Genomic DNA, 16,187 nt, shown 5'->3' with positions numbered 1-16,187 from the left:
CCCGGACTTTTGCACCGGTTACCGCAATCAGAGGTAACCATCGAGAATACCTGCCAATTTTTCTGGAGAAAGCATCGGTGGAAGCAATCCGGAAAGTTCCAGATTCGGACCGACATGGTAGATAAATGTGCCATGCCGATATATCGGACCGTCATCATTCTCCATGGCGAGTGATCGCCTTACGTGAAATTTCTGCCGGGCGTCGGCCAGTGCACTCGCCCCTCCCGTCAGGCCCCGAAACGCCGGATGCAGCTCGGCGAGCCAGGTTCGCAGCGTTTGCGGGTCGTCATGCTCGTCGTCGATCGTGATCAACACCAGTTGCACGGATTTTCCGTCTTCCTCCAGCAGGCGGGCTGCTTCGGCCATCAGCGGCAAAGCCTGAGGGCAGATGCCCTCGCATCGGGCATAACCGAAGAAGACGAGACTGCGTCTTCCTCTGAGGTCATTGTCGGTGAAGGGGTGCCCGAACTGGTCGCGCAGATGGAGCCCCACATCTTGATCAAGTGTGACAGGCAGATCATCCTTCCCTGTCGCAGCGGATACTCCGATCGGGATGGTCCCGGGCCGGGTTGTTTCTGCCGTTGGCATGTGCATTCGGTCATGCGCGCGCAAGCCGGACGAGCTCAGCATGAACAGAGATGCGGCGGCGATGCCGAAAAGGGCAATTTTCACCATTCTGCTATGAATTCCGCATCGGTTTCCTTGCCAAGTCCCAGATAGCCATCGCGTTCGATTCTCTCCAGGACGCGCGGATCGCGGCGAAACCATGGGCCGTCGCCCGGCAGCAGGGGTGGTTGCGAATGAGCGCGGATTTCGGTCCAGAGATTGGCTTTCGACCAGTCGGCGGCTCCCTTTTCGCGAATCAACTGAACCTGGTAGACGCGGGCCGACCCCTGGCCGGTAAAGAGGCCGTCCATCTCGACCACCTTGCCGCAATAGGGCAGGAGGTCGGAGACGGCACCGTTGAATGCAGGCTGGCCGTTCTTGGAAATGGCGATGAGGCGGTCATCATTCGTGAGCGCACCAAGCTGTCTATCGCCATTGCCACAATCAGTCGGGCAGTCACCGGACAACTCGCAGAGAAGATCCACGACCTTGCCTTCGACAACGGCGGCCTCCTCGTCATTGAGGCCCCAGCTCTTCGCCTTGCTTTCCCCTGCTGTCGCGATGGACGAAACAGGGGTCGTGGCAGCCAGAATGGTCAGCAAAAGGGCGCTGCCACAAAACAGTCGCATGGATGGGGGATGTCCGGAAACGGGCATCATCGGACAGTCTCCGTCAGTTCAGTTCCGGGATGGCGAAAGGTGGTACCGGGCCGAAATCCTCATGGTTGCGATTGACGATACCCGCCGTCGATACGACCTGCTCGACCGAGAGATAGCGCAGGCCGTCACGTTCATAGGCCGTGCCCTCGACTGTCAGTCTCTGGCTTTGCACATCCATGAGCCTGTCGTTGTTGACAGGGTCCTCTCCATTGAAACCGAGGATGAGGTAGACCGACCCGTCATCGGTCAGCAGACCTACCGGAATTCCGCCTGCGGCACACCACAGCGCGCAGGTGTGATGGGCGCTTCCGACCACGGCATCCGTTCCACCCATGACACCTGAGAAATAACACCAGGTATCGATGATTTCTCCTTCGAGATGGACCGATTCCGCTGTCTTGCCCCCGTTGGGGATGAAGGTCGACAGGACGAGAACTAGGGCTGGAAGACGCATGGACATTCTCCCTGATGTTCATCGCCTCGCACGCTAACGTGCCGCCGGGACGATATCCAGTCGCGATGGCGTGAGGTGATGAACCGTCAGGCGAAGTCCCGGAGAGCAGGTCAGCGGGCGACGACCGGTTTACGGCGCAACTGGTGTGCGGTCCGGAGGATCACGGCGGCACAAAGCAGTGGTGTCGCGAGTACCGTGTAGATCATGACCCGGCCGAGTGCCGTATCGAGATTGGCCTGGACGGCCATGTAGACCAGCCAGAAAGTCGATAGGACCACAAGCAGACCAATCATGAACCATGTCACCGGATTCAGGATCATGCGCGACTGCTGCCTGCGCAGCTCCAGCATTTGCTCTCCGGGAAGGTCGGCGCGCTGTTGGGCGTTCATTACGGCGATGCCCACGAGCCATATCAACATGATGAGGCCGATCCAGACGAAGCCGAGTGTCACGGGCTGCAGCCAGGCCAGCCAGTATCCGATCGTGTCATTGGTGATGAGAACGGCCTGATAGGCAGCCTGGATGACGAGTGCCAGCAGATATGACAAGGCGATACGGTGCGACGAGGGGGTGTCGAAACGTGATACCAGAACGGTCGATGCCAACAATATGCCGAAACAGATCTGCATCGGCAGGTTGACGGTGGCGATGATAAGCTGTCCCGGTGGCCAGCCCAGCCCCTCGGTAAGACCGACGAAGGTCGTGGCCATGCCGAAACCGAAGCCCACGGCGATGCCGATGGTCATGACATCGGCCCGGCGATTGGTTTTCTCGACGCGACCAAGCGTGAGCACGATTGCAGAGCCTGTCAGCAACCCATAAAGCATGGCCCGGGCACAGGCGATGACGAGGATCTGTGCCGGGAGATAGCCGATCCGGACGATGAGTGGATTGTCTTCGATGGCCCAGTAGAATTCGAGCAATCCGCTCAGTACGCCAAGTATGAGTCCAATGGGAACCAGGCGGACACGTCCGCGCAAACCGGTCCGTGCCAGTACGGAAGTCATGAGCAGGGTGCTCAGGACGATGCTCGTCACCAGTGCAATCGCGAGGATGTCCATGTCGCCTCTCACTCACTTTCACTGACTGGCCGGAACCCTAACCGACGCTCCGATGTCCATGCCATACCGACGAGAGATCAATCACATCATGGCGCAACCATTTCCTAACCATGTCGGTGCAGTGCCGCAAATGCAAGAGGCAGCGCGATGAGCGATTATGCGAAGGGACTGATGATCACCACGCTGGGAGTGCTCATCATTACTCCGGATGCGCTCCTGTTGCGTCTGGTGAATGCCGACCCCTGGACAGTCCTGGTCTATCGCGGCTTCGGCTTTTTCCTCGTGCAGGCTCTCATCGTCATCTGGACCCATGGCCGTCACACGCCGGGCGCATTGCGCGCGACCGGCACTGACGGTGTGATCATCATCGGACTGTTTGCGGTGAGTCAGTGCTGCTTCGTGTTGTCCATCACGCACACCTCGGTGGCCAACACACTCGTGATCATCGCGACATCGCCGCTGATGGCCGCCATTCTGGCCCGTTTCTGGCTGAAGGAACGTGTCGAGCGCAGGACGCTGGTGGCTGGCATCGTTTCGGTTGCGGCGGTGGTCCTGACGCTTTCATCCAGCCTGGGCACGGGCCACGTCGCGGGAGACATGGCGGGCCTCGTCACGATGATCCTGCTGGCGACGTTGTTCACCCTGCTGCGAAGGGCAAGGAATCGCGACATGCTGCCCGCCGTGGCGATGAGCGGCCTGGGAACGATGACAATCGCACTGTTCATGGCCGATACCGTGACGGTGACATCTCAGGACTGGTTGTGGCTGGGTTTGCTGGCGTTTTTCGTTTCGCCCGTATCGTTTGCGCTCATCAGCACAGGACCCCGCTATCTTCCGGCGCCGGAGGTCAGCCTCCTGATGCTCGTGGAAACGGCATTGGGTCCGTTGTGGGTCTGGCTGGCACTGGGCGAACAGCCGCCACTGCGGACCCTGATCGGCGGAGCGCTTCTGTTGATGGTCCTGACGATCAACGCGATCGTCGGCATGCGGAGCCGGTCACGGAAATATCGTTAAATTTTTAGCCATACAGCATTTCTTAACTTCATCCCGCTATTCTCGGCATGGTTGATTTTTTGAAGAATAGGCGAGCAAGGCCTTGGCCGAATGAACTGGTTCGAAGATCTCGAAGCCGATCTGAAATGCGCTTCCGAAGCGGCCGTGCTGGCCATTCGGCTGCCCAATTTCAGGAATTCCATGATTGCGAGCGGTGCCGATTTTGGCATTGCCGTCATCGAAGCGATCCACGGCCGGCTGGATGACAGGCTGGGTGGGAAGATGATCTGCCGCAGCTGGGGTGACGAGATATTCGCCGTTGTTCGCGATGCTCATGCCCTGGGCGCCGTTTCCCAGCTTGCCATGAAGGTGGAGGCTGCTTTCGACGAACCCTTGAGCTGTCTGGGGGTTCCCCTGCATGTCAGGCCGGCCATCGGTATTTCGCTGTCACCCGAGGATGGGACGCGGCTTCGCGAACTGCTGTCCAAGGCGCAGATCGCGTCCGACAATGCGCTTCATTCGTCGTGCAGGACCCAGCTCTTCGCAGGCCCGATGGCCGAAGGGATCTATCGCGCTTCGGCCATCGAGAATGCCTTGCGCGAGGCCATGGCCAATCAGGCACTTTCGCTGGTTTTCCAGCCACAGTTCGATCTGAATATCGGGCGCTTTTCCGGTGTCGAGGCCCTGGTACGCTGGGAGGACGTGCGCATCGGTGCGGTTGCGCCTTCGGATTTCATTCCGATAGCCGAACGCTCCGGCTTCATCCCGCGCCTGGGAGGTTGGGTGCTTGAGGAAGCTGCCAGGCAATTCAGCGAGCACGGTATTGCCGAAACCGGACTGGAAATGGCGGTCAATGTCTCGCCACGCCAGCTGACCGAACGCAGTTTCGTCTTCGAGGTCGAGGATGTGCTCGAAAGTTCCGGCATTCGCCCCGAGCAGATGACAATCGAGATCACCGAGGGCCTGATGCTGGAGGACATTCGTGCGACCAGCGCCACGCTCAATGAAGTGCGGTCTCTGGGGGTCCGGACCGCCATCGACGATTTCGGCACGGGATTTTCGAATTTCTCCTACCTGCGCAATCTGCCCATCGATCAGCTCAAGATCGATCGTGACTTCGTGAAACACCTCGGTCGTGACCCGCGCTCGCGTACCGTCCTCGAAGCGACGATCAATCTTGGGCATGGTCTCGGGTTGCAGGTTTGCGTGGAGGGCGTGGAGACCGCCGAGCAAATGGCCGAGGTGCGGTCGATGGGCTGCGATCTCGTCCAGGGATTCTACCTTGGTCGACCTTGTTCGATCGAACAGCTCGACCAGAACATGAAGATGGATTATCGCCGTATTCTGGGCATGACCGAGGAAGCGGTGGCGTCGATGCAGAGACTTCACGTTTCCGGCGTTGCGGGCAACATGTCTTCCGGTTCAGGGGACTGATCTCAGGTCGGATTTTTCCCGACCGGGAGAAACTGCTCCATCGGCGGATATCCATATGGCGATGATTTCGTCATTGACGGGTTTTGATGCGCGAATGTCACGGCGTGACATGCGGCATCGCCGACACCATATCATGGTCAGGCTGCAAGCTGTTGCCATGTCTGGCACAGCCGTTGCATTTATCGCCGAACTCCCTTCTATTGCGGCGCCATGAAGAGCTTGAAGTTCCTGAAGATGCACGGGCTGGGAAATGACTTCGTGATCGTTGACGGTCGCGGGGAACATGTCTCATTGAGCGAAGAGCGTATCCGCTGGATCGGCGACCGCCACCGGGGTATCGGCTTCGACCAGCTCGCCTTGCTTGAGCGCGCCGATGATCCGGCCGATGCCGACATCCGGTTGTCCTTCTTCAATGCGGATGGATCGCGCGCAGGGGCATGTGGCAATGCGACACGGTGCGTGGCATCGCTGTTGGCCGACGAACTGGGCCAGGACAGGGTGACGATCCGTACCATCGCTGGTCGCCTGGAGGCGGATCGTCTCGCCGACGGCCGGATCGCGGTACGCATGACGGTGCCGGCGCTGGACTGGCAGGCCATTCCGCTTGCGGCCGCTTGCGACACATTGCGTGTTCCGATCCATCACCCTTTTCTGCCGGACCCGGTCGCGGTGTCGATGGGCAATCCGCATGCCGTCTTCTTCGTCGAGGACGTCGAACTCGTCGAGCGTTTCGGCCCCGAACTGGAACATCATGCGATGTTTCCCGAGGCAGCCAATATCGGTTTTGCCCATGTAAAAGGCGATGATCGCATCCGGTTGCGCGTGCACGAGAGGGGGGCGGGTCTGACGCAAGCCTGCGGCAGCGGTGCCTGTGCGGCTCTGGTCGCGGCTGTCCGTCGCGGTCTGGTCGGTGGACGAGCGACGCTCGAACTCGATGGTGGCGAACTGGACATTGCATGGGATGGCGACGGGCCGGTGGTCATGACGGGGCCGGTTGCCCGGGTTTTTGCCGGGGTCATCGAACTGATGGACATGGTGGCATGAGCGACCCGCGGCCAACTGGTAGGGCCGACTGCGAGGGACGTGGTCCCGAAGTTGTGACGTTCGGTTGCAGGCTCAACAGTTTCGAATCGGAGATCATCGTCCGTCATGCCCATGCGGCTGGCCTCGATGATGCGGTAATCATCCACACATGTGCCGTAACGGCCGAAGCCGAGCGCCAGGCCAGGCAGGCCATCCGCCGGGCCCGTCGCGAAAACCCGGAAAAGCGTATCATCGTCACGGGTTGCAGCGTGCAGATCGACCCCGATGGCTATCGTGCCATGAAGGAAGTCGATCATCTGTTGGGGAATCACGACAAGCTGCTGCCTTCGGCCTGGCGCGCGCTGGCCGGTGGCAGTGAACTGGTCGTGCAGGACATCATGCAGGTGCGCGAGACGGCGAGCCATCTGGTCGATGGCTTCGACGGCCGCAGTCGTGCCTTCGTTCAGGTTCAGCAGGGCTGCGACCATCGCTGCACGTTCTGTGTCATCCCGCTGGGACGCGGCAACAATCGCAGCATTGCGGTTGACCAGGTGATCGAGCAATCCCGACGTCTGCTCGACAATGGCTATCAGGAGATTGTCCTCACGGGTGTCGATATCGCATCCTGGGGGCGCGACATGGGCGAACAGTCCCGGCTGGGCGATCTGGTCGAACGGCTGCTCGCAGAGCTGCCCGGACTTGCCCGCCTGCGGCTGACATCGCTCGACCCTGCCGCAATCGACCCGCTGTTGTTCGAGCTTCTGGCCGGCCATGACCGGGTGATGCCGCATGTCCATCTGAGCCTGCAGGCCGGGGATGACATGATCCTCAAGCGGATGAAACGGCGGCATCTGCGCGGCGACGTTATCGAGCTCTGCGGGCGCTTGAGGGAACGTCGGCCGGAACTGGCCTTCGGTGCGGACATGATCGCGGGCTTTCCCACCGAGACAGATGCCATGTTCGAGCAGTCGCTGGCCATCGTGGACGAGGCCGGACTGACCTTCCTCCACGTCTTCCCCTACTCGCCACGCCCGTCGACACCCGCAGCGCGTATGCCTCAGGTTGCAAGACAAGTTGTCAAGGAACGGGCAGCCCGGTTACGCTCGGTGGGGGAAGAATGCCTGGCCCGGTTCCTCGCCGGGCAGGTAGGGACGAAGCGACAGGTGCTCGTCGAGCGCGGCAATCGCGGGCATACCCAACATTTCGCTCCTGTGCGCCTGACGACACCTGCCGATGGTGGAACGCTGCGTGATGTGGCCATTGAAGCCGTCGACCAACATATGCTTGTGGGAAGCGTCATCGAATGAGTGAGAAGGACAAGGGGGGGTGGTTCTCTCGCTTCCGCGGCAGGGGCAAGGAGACTGCAACGACTGCCGAAACTGCATCTCCCGACCCGGTATTTCCCCCTGTCGAGGCGACCGGCACACCTGTCCAGGCCGCGCCCACGCCCGATGACCCTCCCAGAATGGGATGGATGCAACGTTTGCGTGCCGGGCTCTCGCGATCGTCAGGCGCGCTGACCGGCAGCATCACGGGCATCTTCACAAAGCGCAAGCTCGACGATGAAACCCTGGAGGAGCTCGAGGAAGCGCTGATCATGGCCGATCTCGGTGTGACGACGTCGGCGCGCATGACCGCGCGTATCGCCGAAGGACGTTTTGGCAGGGAGGTCAGTGATGTCGAGATCCGCGAAGCGCTGGCCACCGAGATCAGCAAGGTGCTTGAGCCGGTCGCCCGGCCCTTGCCGGAACGCGCTGGGTGCAAGCCCCAGGTCGTGCTGGTGGCCGGAGTCAACGGTGTCGGCAAGACGACGACGATAGGCAAGCTTGCCAAGCAGCAGATGCTCATGGATCGCAAGGTGATGATGGCCGCCTGTGACACCTTTCGTGCCGCGGCGGTGGAACAGCTTGAGATCTGGGGTGAACGCAACGGATGCCCGGTGATGAAGGCTGCGACCGGCGCCGACGCGGCGGGCCTTGCGTTCGATGCGCTGCAACGGGCACGGGCCGAAGGTTATGACGTGCTGCTCGTCGATACCGCAGGGCGGCTGCAAAACAAGCAGGGGTTGATGGATGAGCTTGCCAAGATCGTCCGAGTGTTGAAAAAGCAGGACCCGACAGCGCCGCATGATGTCGTGCTGGTACTCGATGCAACCACCGGTCAGAACACTCACAATCAGGTGGAGGTGTTCAGGCAGATGGTCGATGTTTCGGGTCTGGTCGTCACCAAGCTTGACGGTACGGCGCGTGGCGGTGTGGTCGTGGCCTTGGCCGAACGCTTCGGTCTTCCCGTTCATGCCGTGGGTGTGGGAGAGACCATTGACGACCTCCGTCCGTTCGAGGCGAGGGCTTTTGCCCGTAGCCTGCTTGGCCTGGAAACAGTCTGACCGGTATCGGTGTCTTCGCCGACCGTATTACAGTGGTCACTATGGAGAATGGAATGTCGCGCAATATTGTCGAGACCATCCTTGGAGCTGTCGTCATCATCGTTGCGGGCGGCTTTTTGACCTGGGCCTATTCGCGCAGCAATGTCGGTGATCCCGGTGGATATTCACTGGTTGCGAAATTCGACCGGATCGACGGTCTGGATATCGGCAGCGATGTGCGCGTGAGTGGTATCAAGGTCGGCAAGATTCTGTCCCAGACACTCGATCCTGCATCCTATCGCGCGGTCGTTTCATTCAGTGTGGAAAGTTCCATCGAACTGCCGATCGACAGTTCAGCCGCGATCACGAGTTCGGGGCTTCTCGGTGGCAAATATCTCGCACTGGTACCCGGCGCTGAAGACATCATGCTGAAGGATGGGGAAGAAGTCACCTTGACGCAGAACTCCGTCAATCTCGAAGACCTTATCGGTCAAATGATCTTCTCCCAGGCCAATGGCAGTCGATGAGGGTTTTTTTTCGCTTATTGTCCAAATTCTCGATTGGGCTCGCATCTGCGTTCGTGCTGGCAGGTGTGACCGCGACGGCTTCCGCTGCCCCTTCGATTGAACGGCCTGCGGTTCGTCTGCAGGCGCTCGACAAGGTGACGGCCCGAGTTTCGGTCATTGCCATCAATATCGGTCAGGAGGCCACCTTCGGCACGCTGGCCATCCGGCCTCGCGCCTGCCTCGAAACTCCGCCAACGGAGCCGCCCGAAGCTGCGGCATTCCTCGAGATCAGGGCTACGGATCGTGAAGAGGCGCAGGATGATATGGCCTTTTCGGGGTGGATGTTTGCTTCCAACCCCGCCATCTCGGCTCTTGAACATCCGGTCTATGACGTCTGGGTGATCGGTTGTGCCGCCGAGCCGGTTGCAGGTTCCTCCGAGCCCGAGGTTCCAAACCGTCCGGATACGCCGGAGCCGACACCTGTCGGACCCAAGGCAAAGGAATAGGGGGCTCGCGGGAAGCGTGCCCGCACGCCCATCGCGCGCTGCAGCCGCATGCGATAGGCCTGCCTGCTGATTTCGATGGCACCGAAGGTCTTGAGGTGGGATGTCACGAACTGCGTATCGAGAAGGACAAAACCGGCTGCCCGCAGTCTCGCCACAAGTTCGACCAGAGCCACCTTGCTGGCATCGCGTTCGCGGCTGAACATGCTCTCGCCGAAGAACACTCCTCCAATCGCAAGGCCGTAAAGCCCGCCAACAAGTCGGTCATTCTGCCAGCTTTCGACGGAATGGGCGCTGCCACGTTCGGCAAGTTCCTCGTATATGCCGATCATTTCGTCGTTGAGCCAGGTACGCGGCCGCTCCCGGGTCGTCTCGGCACATGCGCGAATGACGTCGGTAAAGGCCGAATTGACCCGTGTTTCAAAACGCTGCCGGCGGATTGTCTTTGTAAGGCTGCGGGAAACATGGAAGCGATTGAGCGGAATGATGCCACGGCGAATGGGATCAATCCAGTGGATCGTGGGATCGTCACGGTCGTTGGCCATCGGGAAAAGCCCGATCGAATAGGCACTCAGCACCAGCTCCGGTGTCATTACCTTCATTGAAAAGTCTTCCCGTGCTCAACCGTTGGGGTCAGTTGAGCTTCTGGTGGAAACGTTCAGTTTCCGTCCCAGCTTTCCAGAAAGCGCCCCAACCAACCGGTATCGTAGCGCCCTTCATGCATATCGCCAGTGCGCAAAATTGCCCGCTGCAAAGGAATGCTGGATGGTATGCCATCAATGACAAATTCGGCAAGGCTGCGCTCAAGACGGGCAAGGCAGCGCTCGCGATCGAGATCGTGAACGATGAGCTTGGCAATCAGGCTGTCATAATATGGAGGCACAGTGTAGCCACTGTAAATTGCGGAATCGACCCGTACACCGGGACCGCCCGGAGGATGGAAGGTTGTCACCTGGCCCGGAGTGGGCATGAGCGTACGCACATCCTCGGCGTTGATCCGGCATTCGATGGCGTGGCCGCGAAACCGCAGCCGATCCTGGCGAAGGCTCAGTTCCTCGCCGGCGGCCACCCGGATCTGTTCCCGGATCAGGTCGACTCCCGTAACCAGTTCGGTGACGGGGTGTTCCACCTGGATACGTGTATTCATCTCGATGAAGAAGAATTCACCATTCTGGTAAAGAAACTCGATGGTTCCCGCGCCGACATAGCCAAGCTTCTTCATGGCCTCGACCACCTGAGCACCCATGCGCTCGCGGGTCGCGACATCGATCACCGGTGAGCCGGCTTCCTCGACAAGCTTCTGGTGACGACGCTGGAGCGAACAATCGCGTTCGCCCAGATGTACGACGTTGCCATGTCGGTCCCCCATCACCTGAAACTCGATGTGGCGGGGCTGATCGAGGAAACGCTCCATGTAGACGCGATCATCGCCAAACGCGTTTCCAGCCTCGTGGCGGGCCATGCGTAGCGCGTCGCGAAAATCGCTTTCCTGACGCACGATGGTCATGCCGCGTCCGCCACCGCCTGCCACCGCCTTGATCAGCAGCGGATAGCCGATGTTGCGGACGGCTTCGATGGCTTCGGCCTCGCTGGAAATCGGCCCGTCCGAACCGGGCACGGCTGGCAGGTTGAGCGATTTGACCGTGCTTTTCGCCTCGATCTTGTCACCCATCATGCGGATATGGCGCGGATCCGGGCCGATGAATGTAAATCCGTGCTCGACGACCATCTGGGCGAAGTCGGCGTTTTCCGCGAGAAAGCCATAGCCGGGATGAATGGCATCGGCGCCCGTGATTTCCGCCGCCGCCAGGATCGACTGAATGTTGAGATAGGATTCGCGAGCCGATGGCGGGCCGATGCAGACGCTTTCGTCCGCAAGCCGCACATGCATGGCGCTGTGATCGGCCGTCGAATGAACGGCGACCGTCGAGATGCCCATTTCCCTGCAGGCCCGAAGGACCCGAAGGGCAATCTCTCCGCGATTGGCGATCAGAACCTTCTTAAACAAGGTCTCTACTCAATGATAAGGAGCGGTTCGCCGAATTCGACAGGTGTCGCATTCTCGACGAAAACCTTGATGACCTTGCCGCTGCGCGGGGCGCGGATCGAATTCATCACCTTCATGGCTTCGATGATGAGCAGAGTCTGGCCCTCGCGCACATCTTCCCCGATCGAGACGAAGGATGGCGACGACGGATCGGGAGCCAGATAGACCGTACCGACCATCGGGGACTTGATCATGCCGGGATGGTCGGCATTGCGCGCCGACTCGTCGGAAGCAGCCGATGGGGTCGCAGGCGCGGCGACAGGCATGGCGACGGCACCGGTCTGGGGAGGGCTCGCATATTCGACCGTCTGCTTGATCTTCTTGGCCACGCGTATGCGAGCATCGCCCTCGGTGATTTCAATTTCCGTCAGGCCTGTACGCTGGAGAAGCTCCGCGAGCTTCGCAACATATTCGGCGTCGATATCGAGCTTGGCCATGCTTTGCCCTGGCTTGAGGAACAGTGACCGTCTGGCGAAATCCGCGTCCGCTCACGATACAGTGCCCTTCCCCGCAGCGAGGAAAATCACCGCTACAGCGGATGGCAGGGACACTCATGTTCCCGTGGAGTTGACTCCCGGCGCTTCTATATCACGTACGAAGGAGCGGCAAGGCATCGCTTCGGCAATGCAACATTTTACCCGGTTTTTCCCGGGTGATTGTCGCATTTTGGCGTCAACGCGGGGATCAGGCCGCTCCGGTCCTCACCAGCAGGCGTCCACGGACCTCACCCTTGAGGAACCTGGGCGCCCATCGGGGGACGTCATCAAGGGCAATCTCGGTGACCATGGTCTCAAGAAGGTCGGGGTCGAGGTCCTTGTGCAATTCCTGCCATGCCGCCTGTCGCTCTTCCATGGGACAATAGACAGAGTCGATACCGATCAGTCTCACGCCACGCAGGAGGAACGGAAACACGGTGGCAGGCAGTGACGCGCCTCCTGCAAGGCCACAGGCGGCAACGGCACCGTGATATTGCATGCTCTTGAGCAGGCCTGCGAGCGTTTCCGCACCGACCGTGTCGATCGCTCCGGCCCAATGTGCGGAAGCCAGTGGCGCTTTCGTCTGCGAGGTGAACTCGCTGCGATCGACGACGCGGGTAGCGCCGAGCTTCCGGAGATAGTCTTCGAGGCTCGTGCGGCCGGTGGAGGCAACGGCGCGATACCCCTTTCTGGCGAGCAGCGGCAGTGATATGCTGCCCACACCGCCGGCAGCACCGGTCACCACGACTTCGCCACGATCCGGGGTGACGCCCTGATGTTCCAGTGCGCGGACAGCGAGCATGGCAGTAAAACCGGCCGTACCGATGGCCATGGCCTGGCGTCCGGTCATGTCTCCGGGCAGCTTGACCAGCCATTCACCTTTCACGCGTGCCATCTGTGCCAGCCCGCCCCAATGTCGTTCACCGACGCCATAGCCGGTGAGCAATACCCCATCGCCCTCTTCGAAATCGGGCGAAGAGGACCGGAGAACCCGGCCGGCGAAATCGATGCCCGGCACGAAGGGGAAGTGACGGACGATCTTTCCGGCACCGGTAATGGCCAATCCGTCCTTGTAGTTGAGTGTCGACCATTCAACTGCAACGAGAACATCGCCATCGGGCAGGTCATCAACCGTCGGGGATTCGATCGATGCGACGGTCTTTCCTTCGATCTCATGAAGCACGACCGCCAAAAATTGCTCGCTCATGTGGAGCTCCATATGACATCGTTGGGCATGTTGGATACTGTCGCGGTGATCTCTATGAAAGGGGCAGACGGGATAGGGAAGAGTTCACCCGACCGGTTTTCTGTCGAGAACCACAGCAGGAATCCCGGGAATCATGCTTGTAATGCAGGAACGGGTCAAGCCTACAGGTGCGACCGGTCGTCCGACGAACAGCTTTCCGGGCTCGTCTTGTTCAGATGGAGATCAACTTTATGGCAGGATGTTTCTGGGAAGACAAACGTCTTGAAGAGATGACCCATGACGAGTGGGAACGGGTCTGCGACGGGTGTGCCAAATGCTGTCTCGTCAAGCTCGAGGATGAGGATACCGCAGAAGTCTTCTACACCGATCTTCATTGCAGGATGCTCAATGAGAATACTTGCCGTTGCACGGCTTATGATCGACGTGCGAAGGAAGTCCCGTCTTGTGTAATTCTTGGTCCTGAAAGCATCGATGATCTATGGATGATGCCAACCAGCTGCGCCTACAGGCGGCTCCATGAAGGCCGGGAGCTGCCGGCCTGGCACCACCTCATATCGAAAGATGCCAGCCTGGTCCTGAAAGCCGGAAAAAGCATTCGCGGCAGATCGTTTGCGGAAAATGCAATCGGCGAAGAGGAATTCGAGGACCGGCTGGTCGATTGGCCGGTCCTCGAAGGGGATTAGGGCATCTTCCCGTCAGGCAAGACCGGGACGACGCTCCGTGTCATCAGAAGCCGACCGTCTGCTTGATCCAGCTCCACCAGCGTTCGAAGAAGTTTCCGGTCGCCTCGGCGGCATCACTGGCCGTATCGCTGACGGCAGCAGCGGCGTCGCTTGCTGCTTCCTTGGTCGCTTCCGCCGCATCGGTCGCGGCTTCGGTCGCTGTGTCAACGGCATCGGATGCCGTGTCGGCAGCGCTGTCGGCCGTATCGGAAGCTGCATCCGCGGTATCGCTGGCAGCATCCTTGGTGGCGTCGACGGCATCGGAGGCAGTATCACTTGCCGCCGTTGCGGCATCGGAAGCGGCACCGGTCGCGCTGTCCACCGCGTCGGAAGCTGCATCAGCCGCGTCGCTGGCAGCATCCTTGGTGGCGTCGACGGCATCGGAGGCAGTGTCGCTTGCCGCCGTTGCGGCATCGGAAGCGGCGTCGGTTGCGCTGTCCACCGCATCGGAAGCTGCATCAGCCGCGTCGCTGGCAGCATCCTTGGTGGCGTCGACGGCATCGGAGGCAGTGTCGCTTGCCGCCGTTGCGGCATCGGAAGCGACACCGGTTGCGCTGTCGGCCGTATCGGAAGCTGCATCAGCCGCGTCACTGACGGCATCCTTGGTGGCATCGACGGCGTCCGAAGCCGCATTCTGGGCCGCGTCGGCAGCACTGCCTGCCGCCTCGGTCGTCGAGTTCACGGCATCATTGACGGCATTCGTGGCGCTGTCAGCAGCCCCGGCAGCAGATTCGGCAATGCCTGGCTTCTTGACCAGCGTGCTGGCATCAGTCCCGGCGGCCGACGTGTCGGTTGCGGTCTGTGCCAAAAGAGCCATGGGGCTCGCTGTCATCATGATGGCCACGGCTGGGCCGAGAATCTGCTTTCGTTCGAAATGCATGGTCCGTGTCTCCTCTCCTGTGGATCGAAAAACGCGTGATCTCATTAGCTTGGCCGTCACGGCATGGCTAATGATTCAACTGTGCAGCGGCGTATTCGGATATTATTTGCGGGAATTGACTATGAGCCTGCCTCGTCTTCAGACTCGAATGACACCCATCCCTCGCGACTCATCCTCTCCAGTGGTCGAAACCGGGTCTTGTAGGACATCTTGCGGCAATTGGCGATCCAATAACCAAGATATACATGGTCGACCTCAAGCTCGATGCAACGCCGAACATGCCACAAAATCGCATATGTACCTAAAGAGCGACGTTCTTCGTCAGGATCGAAATATTTGTACACGCCGGAAAGTCCATTGCGCATGCGATCGGTGATACTTGCCGCAACCAGACGGTTCTCGCTGTCGCGAAAACTGACCAGTACGGTATTGGATGGTGCGTTTTCCAACATTTCGCGATATTCGGCTTCACCCATGGAAGCCATGCCGCCATCGCCATGACGACTGGCTATATAACGTCTGAACAGGGCGAAATGTTCCGCATCGTAGGTGGCGGGCCCTTCGCTCCATGTCACATCGTTGTTGCGGTTGACGATCTTGCGGAAATTTCTTGTCCAGTTGAAGGATGCTGCCGGTATGCGTACCGGGACACATGCCTGGCATGTCGGGCATGCCGGGCGGTAGAGCCATCCCATGCTGCGCCGGAAACCTGCCTCGCTCAGGTGGTTGAAGACCTCGTCGTCACCCCGGCGGCGCATTTCCGCCACGACGCGTTGCTCGGTCTGGCCCGGCAGGTAGGGGCAGGGCGACGGCAGGGTCATGTAGAAGGGGCGGATGGGCGCGTGAGGATCGCTCAAGCTTTGCTCTCGACTGGATGGTCGCTGACAGTATTATCAACCAAGAGGTTTATGTACTATCGCGGATATGCAAGCGCAATACCTGCTCGAACATCGACCTATTCGCATGGATATGGCATCGCCTACAGTCGCGAACATGGGCTTGGAACCCCCAAAAACCATCTTGTCTTTCAAAGTGTTAGGGGGGGGGGTATGGAGCAAAATCCAATGATGGTGGACGTTTGGGGACCAACCTCGAACTCCCTTTTTGACACATTGACCGAGTGGGAAGCCTACCTCAAGTCCGAAAACATCGACTTCGACACCCTTGTACAAGATTCCACCGACGAGCCAACATCCCAAGACATCCAGACCGGTTCTGACCGGCCTCCTGCGACTGTTTCCACCCTCGTAC

17 protein-coding genes are annotated in these 16,187 nt (G+C 59.8%); 7 read left to right on the top strand and 10 right to left on the bottom strand.

The genetic code is table 11. The features are described 5' to 3' along the window. Nucleotides 1-27: 27 nt before the first annotated feature. From H6851_03295 to H6851_03280, 4 genes are all read right to left on the bottom strand, one after another. Nucleotides 28-492: an SCO family protein gene (locus H6851_03295; protein MCB9942633.1), complete on the bottom strand. Its 465-nt coding sequence runs from the start codon at nucleotides 490-492 to the stop codon at nucleotides 28-30. 176 nt (nucleotides 493-668) lie between these two features. Next, nucleotides 669-1,235: a hypothetical protein gene (locus H6851_03290; GenBank protein ID MCB9942632.1), complete on the bottom strand. Its 567-nt coding sequence runs from the start codon at nucleotides 1,233-1,235 to the stop codon at nucleotides 669-671. Nucleotides 1,236-1,278: 43 nt separating this feature from the next. Further along, nucleotides 1,279-1,719, bottom strand: coding sequence for a hypothetical protein (locus H6851_03285; protein ID MCB9942631.1), 441 nt, complete (start codon nucleotides 1,717-1,719; stop codon nucleotides 1,279-1,281). Nucleotides 1,720-1,829: 110 nt separating this feature from the next. Next, nucleotides 1,830-2,780 carry a hypothetical protein gene (locus H6851_03280; GenBank protein ID MCB9942630.1) on the bottom strand — a complete coding sequence of 317 codons (951 nt, stop codon included), beginning with the start codon at nucleotides 2,778-2,780 and terminating at the stop codon, nucleotides 1,830-1,832. A 147-nt stretch (nucleotides 2,781-2,927) separates the two neighbouring features. On the opposite strand from H6851_03280, the gene H6851_03275 reads away from it, so the two are divergent. The 6 genes from H6851_03275 to mlaD all read left to right on the top strand — a co-directional run bounded on the left by H6851_03275 (nucleotide 2,928) and on the right by mlaD (nucleotide 9,122). Beyond that, a complete protein-coding gene (locus H6851_03275; GenBank protein ID MCB9942629.1) occupies nucleotides 2,928-3,794 on the top strand; it encodes an EamA family transporter in 867 nt (288 codons plus the stop codon). A gap of 90 nt (nucleotides 3,795-3,884) precedes the next feature. Then, complete coding sequence (locus H6851_03270) at nucleotides 3,885-5,207, top strand: EAL domain-containing protein (GenBank protein ID MCB9942628.1); 1,323 nt, start codon at nucleotides 3,885-3,887, stop codon at nucleotides 5,205-5,207. A 210-nt stretch (nucleotides 5,208-5,417) separates the two neighbouring features. Continuing rightward, nucleotides 5,418-6,251 carry a diaminopimelate epimerase gene (locus tag H6851_03265; GenBank protein MCB9942627.1) on the top strand — a complete coding sequence of 278 codons (834 nt, stop codon included), beginning with the start codon at nucleotides 5,418-5,420 and terminating at the stop codon, nucleotides 6,249-6,251. Then, nucleotides 6,248-7,537: a tRNA (N(6)-L-threonylcarbamoyladenosine(37)-C(2))-methylthiotransferase MtaB gene (gene mtaB, locus H6851_03260; GenBank protein MCB9942626.1), complete on the top strand. Its 1,290-nt coding sequence runs from the start codon at nucleotides 6,248-6,250 to the stop codon at nucleotides 7,535-7,537. Before H6851_03265 ends, mtaB begins: the two co-directional genes overlap by 4 nt. Next, nucleotides 7,534-8,616, top strand: coding sequence for a signal recognition particle-docking protein FtsY (ftsY, locus tag H6851_03255; protein MCB9942625.1), 1,083 nt, complete (start codon nucleotides 7,534-7,536; stop codon nucleotides 8,614-8,616). Before mtaB ends, ftsY begins: the two co-directional genes overlap by 4 nt. 53 nt (nucleotides 8,617-8,669) lie before the next feature. Further along, on the top strand, nucleotides 8,670-9,122 hold the full coding sequence (mlaD, locus tag H6851_03250; GenBank protein ID MCB9942624.1) for an outer membrane lipid asymmetry maintenance protein MlaD: 453 nt from the start codon (nucleotides 8,670-8,672) through the stop codon (nucleotides 9,120-9,122). Nucleotides 9,123-9,486: 364 nt separating this feature from the next. Here mlaD and H6851_03245 read toward each other — a convergent pair whose 3' ends face one another. From H6851_03245 to H6851_03230, 4 genes are all read right to left on the bottom strand, one after another. Further along, complete coding sequence (locus H6851_03245) at nucleotides 9,487-10,206, bottom strand: leucyl/phenylalanyl-tRNA--protein transferase (protein ID MCB9942623.1); 720 nt, start codon at nucleotides 10,204-10,206, stop codon at nucleotides 9,487-9,489. Nucleotides 10,207-10,262: 56 nt separating this feature from the next. Continuing rightward, nucleotides 10,263-11,612 carry an acetyl-CoA carboxylase biotin carboxylase subunit gene (accC, locus tag H6851_03240; GenBank protein MCB9942622.1) on the bottom strand — a complete coding sequence of 450 codons (1,350 nt, stop codon included), beginning with the start codon at nucleotides 11,610-11,612 and terminating at the stop codon, nucleotides 10,263-10,265. A 5-nt stretch (nucleotides 11,613-11,617) separates the two neighbouring features. After that, nucleotides 11,618-12,088, bottom strand: a complete 471-nt coding sequence (gene accB / locus H6851_03235; GenBank protein ID MCB9942621.1) for an acetyl-CoA carboxylase biotin carboxyl carrier protein — start codon at nucleotides 12,086-12,088, stop codon at nucleotides 11,618-11,620. Nucleotides 12,089-12,335: 247 nt separating this feature from the next. Then, nucleotides 12,336-13,334: an oxidoreductase gene (locus H6851_03230; protein MCB9942620.1), complete on the bottom strand. Its 999-nt coding sequence runs from the start codon at nucleotides 13,332-13,334 to the stop codon at nucleotides 12,336-12,338. A gap of 230 nt (nucleotides 13,335-13,564) precedes the next feature. Here H6851_03230 and H6851_03225 point away from each other — a divergent pair, with 230 nt between their 5' ends. Beyond that, the gene (locus H6851_03225) at nucleotides 13,565-14,017 is read left to right on the top strand and encodes a YcgN family cysteine cluster protein (protein ID MCB9942619.1); all 453 of its coding nucleotides are present in this window, start codon (nucleotides 13,565-13,567) and stop codon (nucleotides 14,015-14,017) included. A 43-nt stretch (nucleotides 14,018-14,060) separates the two neighbouring features. Here the strand turns inward: H6851_03225 and H6851_03220 are convergent, their stop codons facing one another. Together H6851_03220 and H6851_03215 are read right to left on the bottom strand one after the other, a co-directional pair. Beyond that, complete coding sequence (locus H6851_03220; GenBank protein MCB9942618.1) at nucleotides 14,061-14,936, bottom strand: hypothetical protein; 876 nt, start codon at nucleotides 14,934-14,936, stop codon at nucleotides 14,061-14,063. A gap of 119 nt (nucleotides 14,937-15,055) precedes the next feature. Beyond that, nucleotides 15,056-15,757, bottom strand: coding sequence for an arginyltransferase (locus H6851_03215; GenBank protein MCB9942617.1), 702 nt, complete (start codon nucleotides 15,755-15,757; stop codon nucleotides 15,056-15,058). Nucleotides 15,758-16,187: the final 430 nt, after the last annotated feature.

Source organism: Geminicoccaceae bacterium (genome assembly GCA_020638465.1).
Classification (GTDB): Bacteria; Pseudomonadota; Alphaproteobacteria; order Geminicoccales; family Geminicoccaceae; genus JAGREO01.
The sequence above is the reverse complement of the archived record's forward strand: the minus strand, read 5'-3'. Positions and strand labels throughout refer to the sequence as shown.

Excerpts from the sequence above, each read along its gene's own strand:
- accB (MCB9942621.1), bottom strand. The coding sequence starts at position 12,088 with ATGGCCAAGCTCGATATCGACGCCGAATATGTTGCGAAGCTCGCGGAG.
- H6851_03215 (MCB9942617.1), bottom strand. The coding sequence starts at position 15,757 with ATGACCCTGCCGTCGCCCTGCCCCTACCTGCCGGGCCAGACCGAGCAA.
- H6851_03245 (MCB9942623.1), bottom strand. The coding sequence starts at position 10,206 with ATGAAGGTAATGACACCGGAGCTGGTGCTGAGTGCCTATTCGATCGGG.
- H6851_03270 (MCB9942628.1), top strand. The coding sequence starts at position 3,885 with ATGAACTGGTTCGAAGATCTCGAAGCCGATCTGAAATGCGCTTCCGAA.
- H6851_03290 (MCB9942632.1), bottom strand. The coding sequence starts at position 1,235 with ATGCGACTGTTTTGTGGCAGCGCCCTTTTGCTGACCATTCTGGCTGCC.
- H6851_03225 (MCB9942619.1), top strand. The coding sequence starts at position 13,565 with ATGGCAGGATGTTTCTGGGAAGACAAACGTCTTGAAGAGATGACCCAT.
- mlaD (MCB9942624.1), top strand. The coding sequence starts at position 8,670 with ATGTCGCGCAATATTGTCGAGACCATCCTTGGAGCTGTCGTCATCATC.
- H6851_03220 (MCB9942618.1), bottom strand. The coding sequence starts at position 14,936 with ATGCATTTCGAACGAAAGCAGATTCTCGGCCCAGCCGTGGCCATCATG.
- H6851_03275 (MCB9942629.1), top strand. The coding sequence starts at position 2,928 with ATGAGCGATTATGCGAAGGGACTGATGATCACCACGCTGGGAGTGCTC.
- ftsY (MCB9942625.1), top strand. The coding sequence starts at position 7,534 with ATGAGTGAGAAGGACAAGGGGGGGTGGTTCTCTCGCTTCCGCGGCAGG.
- H6851_03265 (MCB9942627.1), top strand. The coding sequence starts at position 5,418 with ATGAAGAGCTTGAAGTTCCTGAAGATGCACGGGCTGGGAAATGACTTC.
- mtaB (MCB9942626.1), top strand. The coding sequence starts at position 6,248 with ATGAGCGACCCGCGGCCAACTGGTAGGGCCGACTGCGAGGGACGTGGT.
- H6851_03230 (MCB9942620.1), bottom strand. The coding sequence starts at position 13,334 with ATGAGCGAGCAATTTTTGGCGGTCGTGCTTCATGAGATCGAAGGAAAG.
- H6851_03285 (MCB9942631.1), bottom strand. The coding sequence starts at position 1,719 with ATGCGTCTTCCAGCCCTAGTTCTCGTCCTGTCGACCTTCATCCCCAAC.
- H6851_03280 (MCB9942630.1), bottom strand. The coding sequence starts at position 2,780 with ATGGACATCCTCGCGATTGCACTGGTGACGAGCATCGTCCTGAGCACC.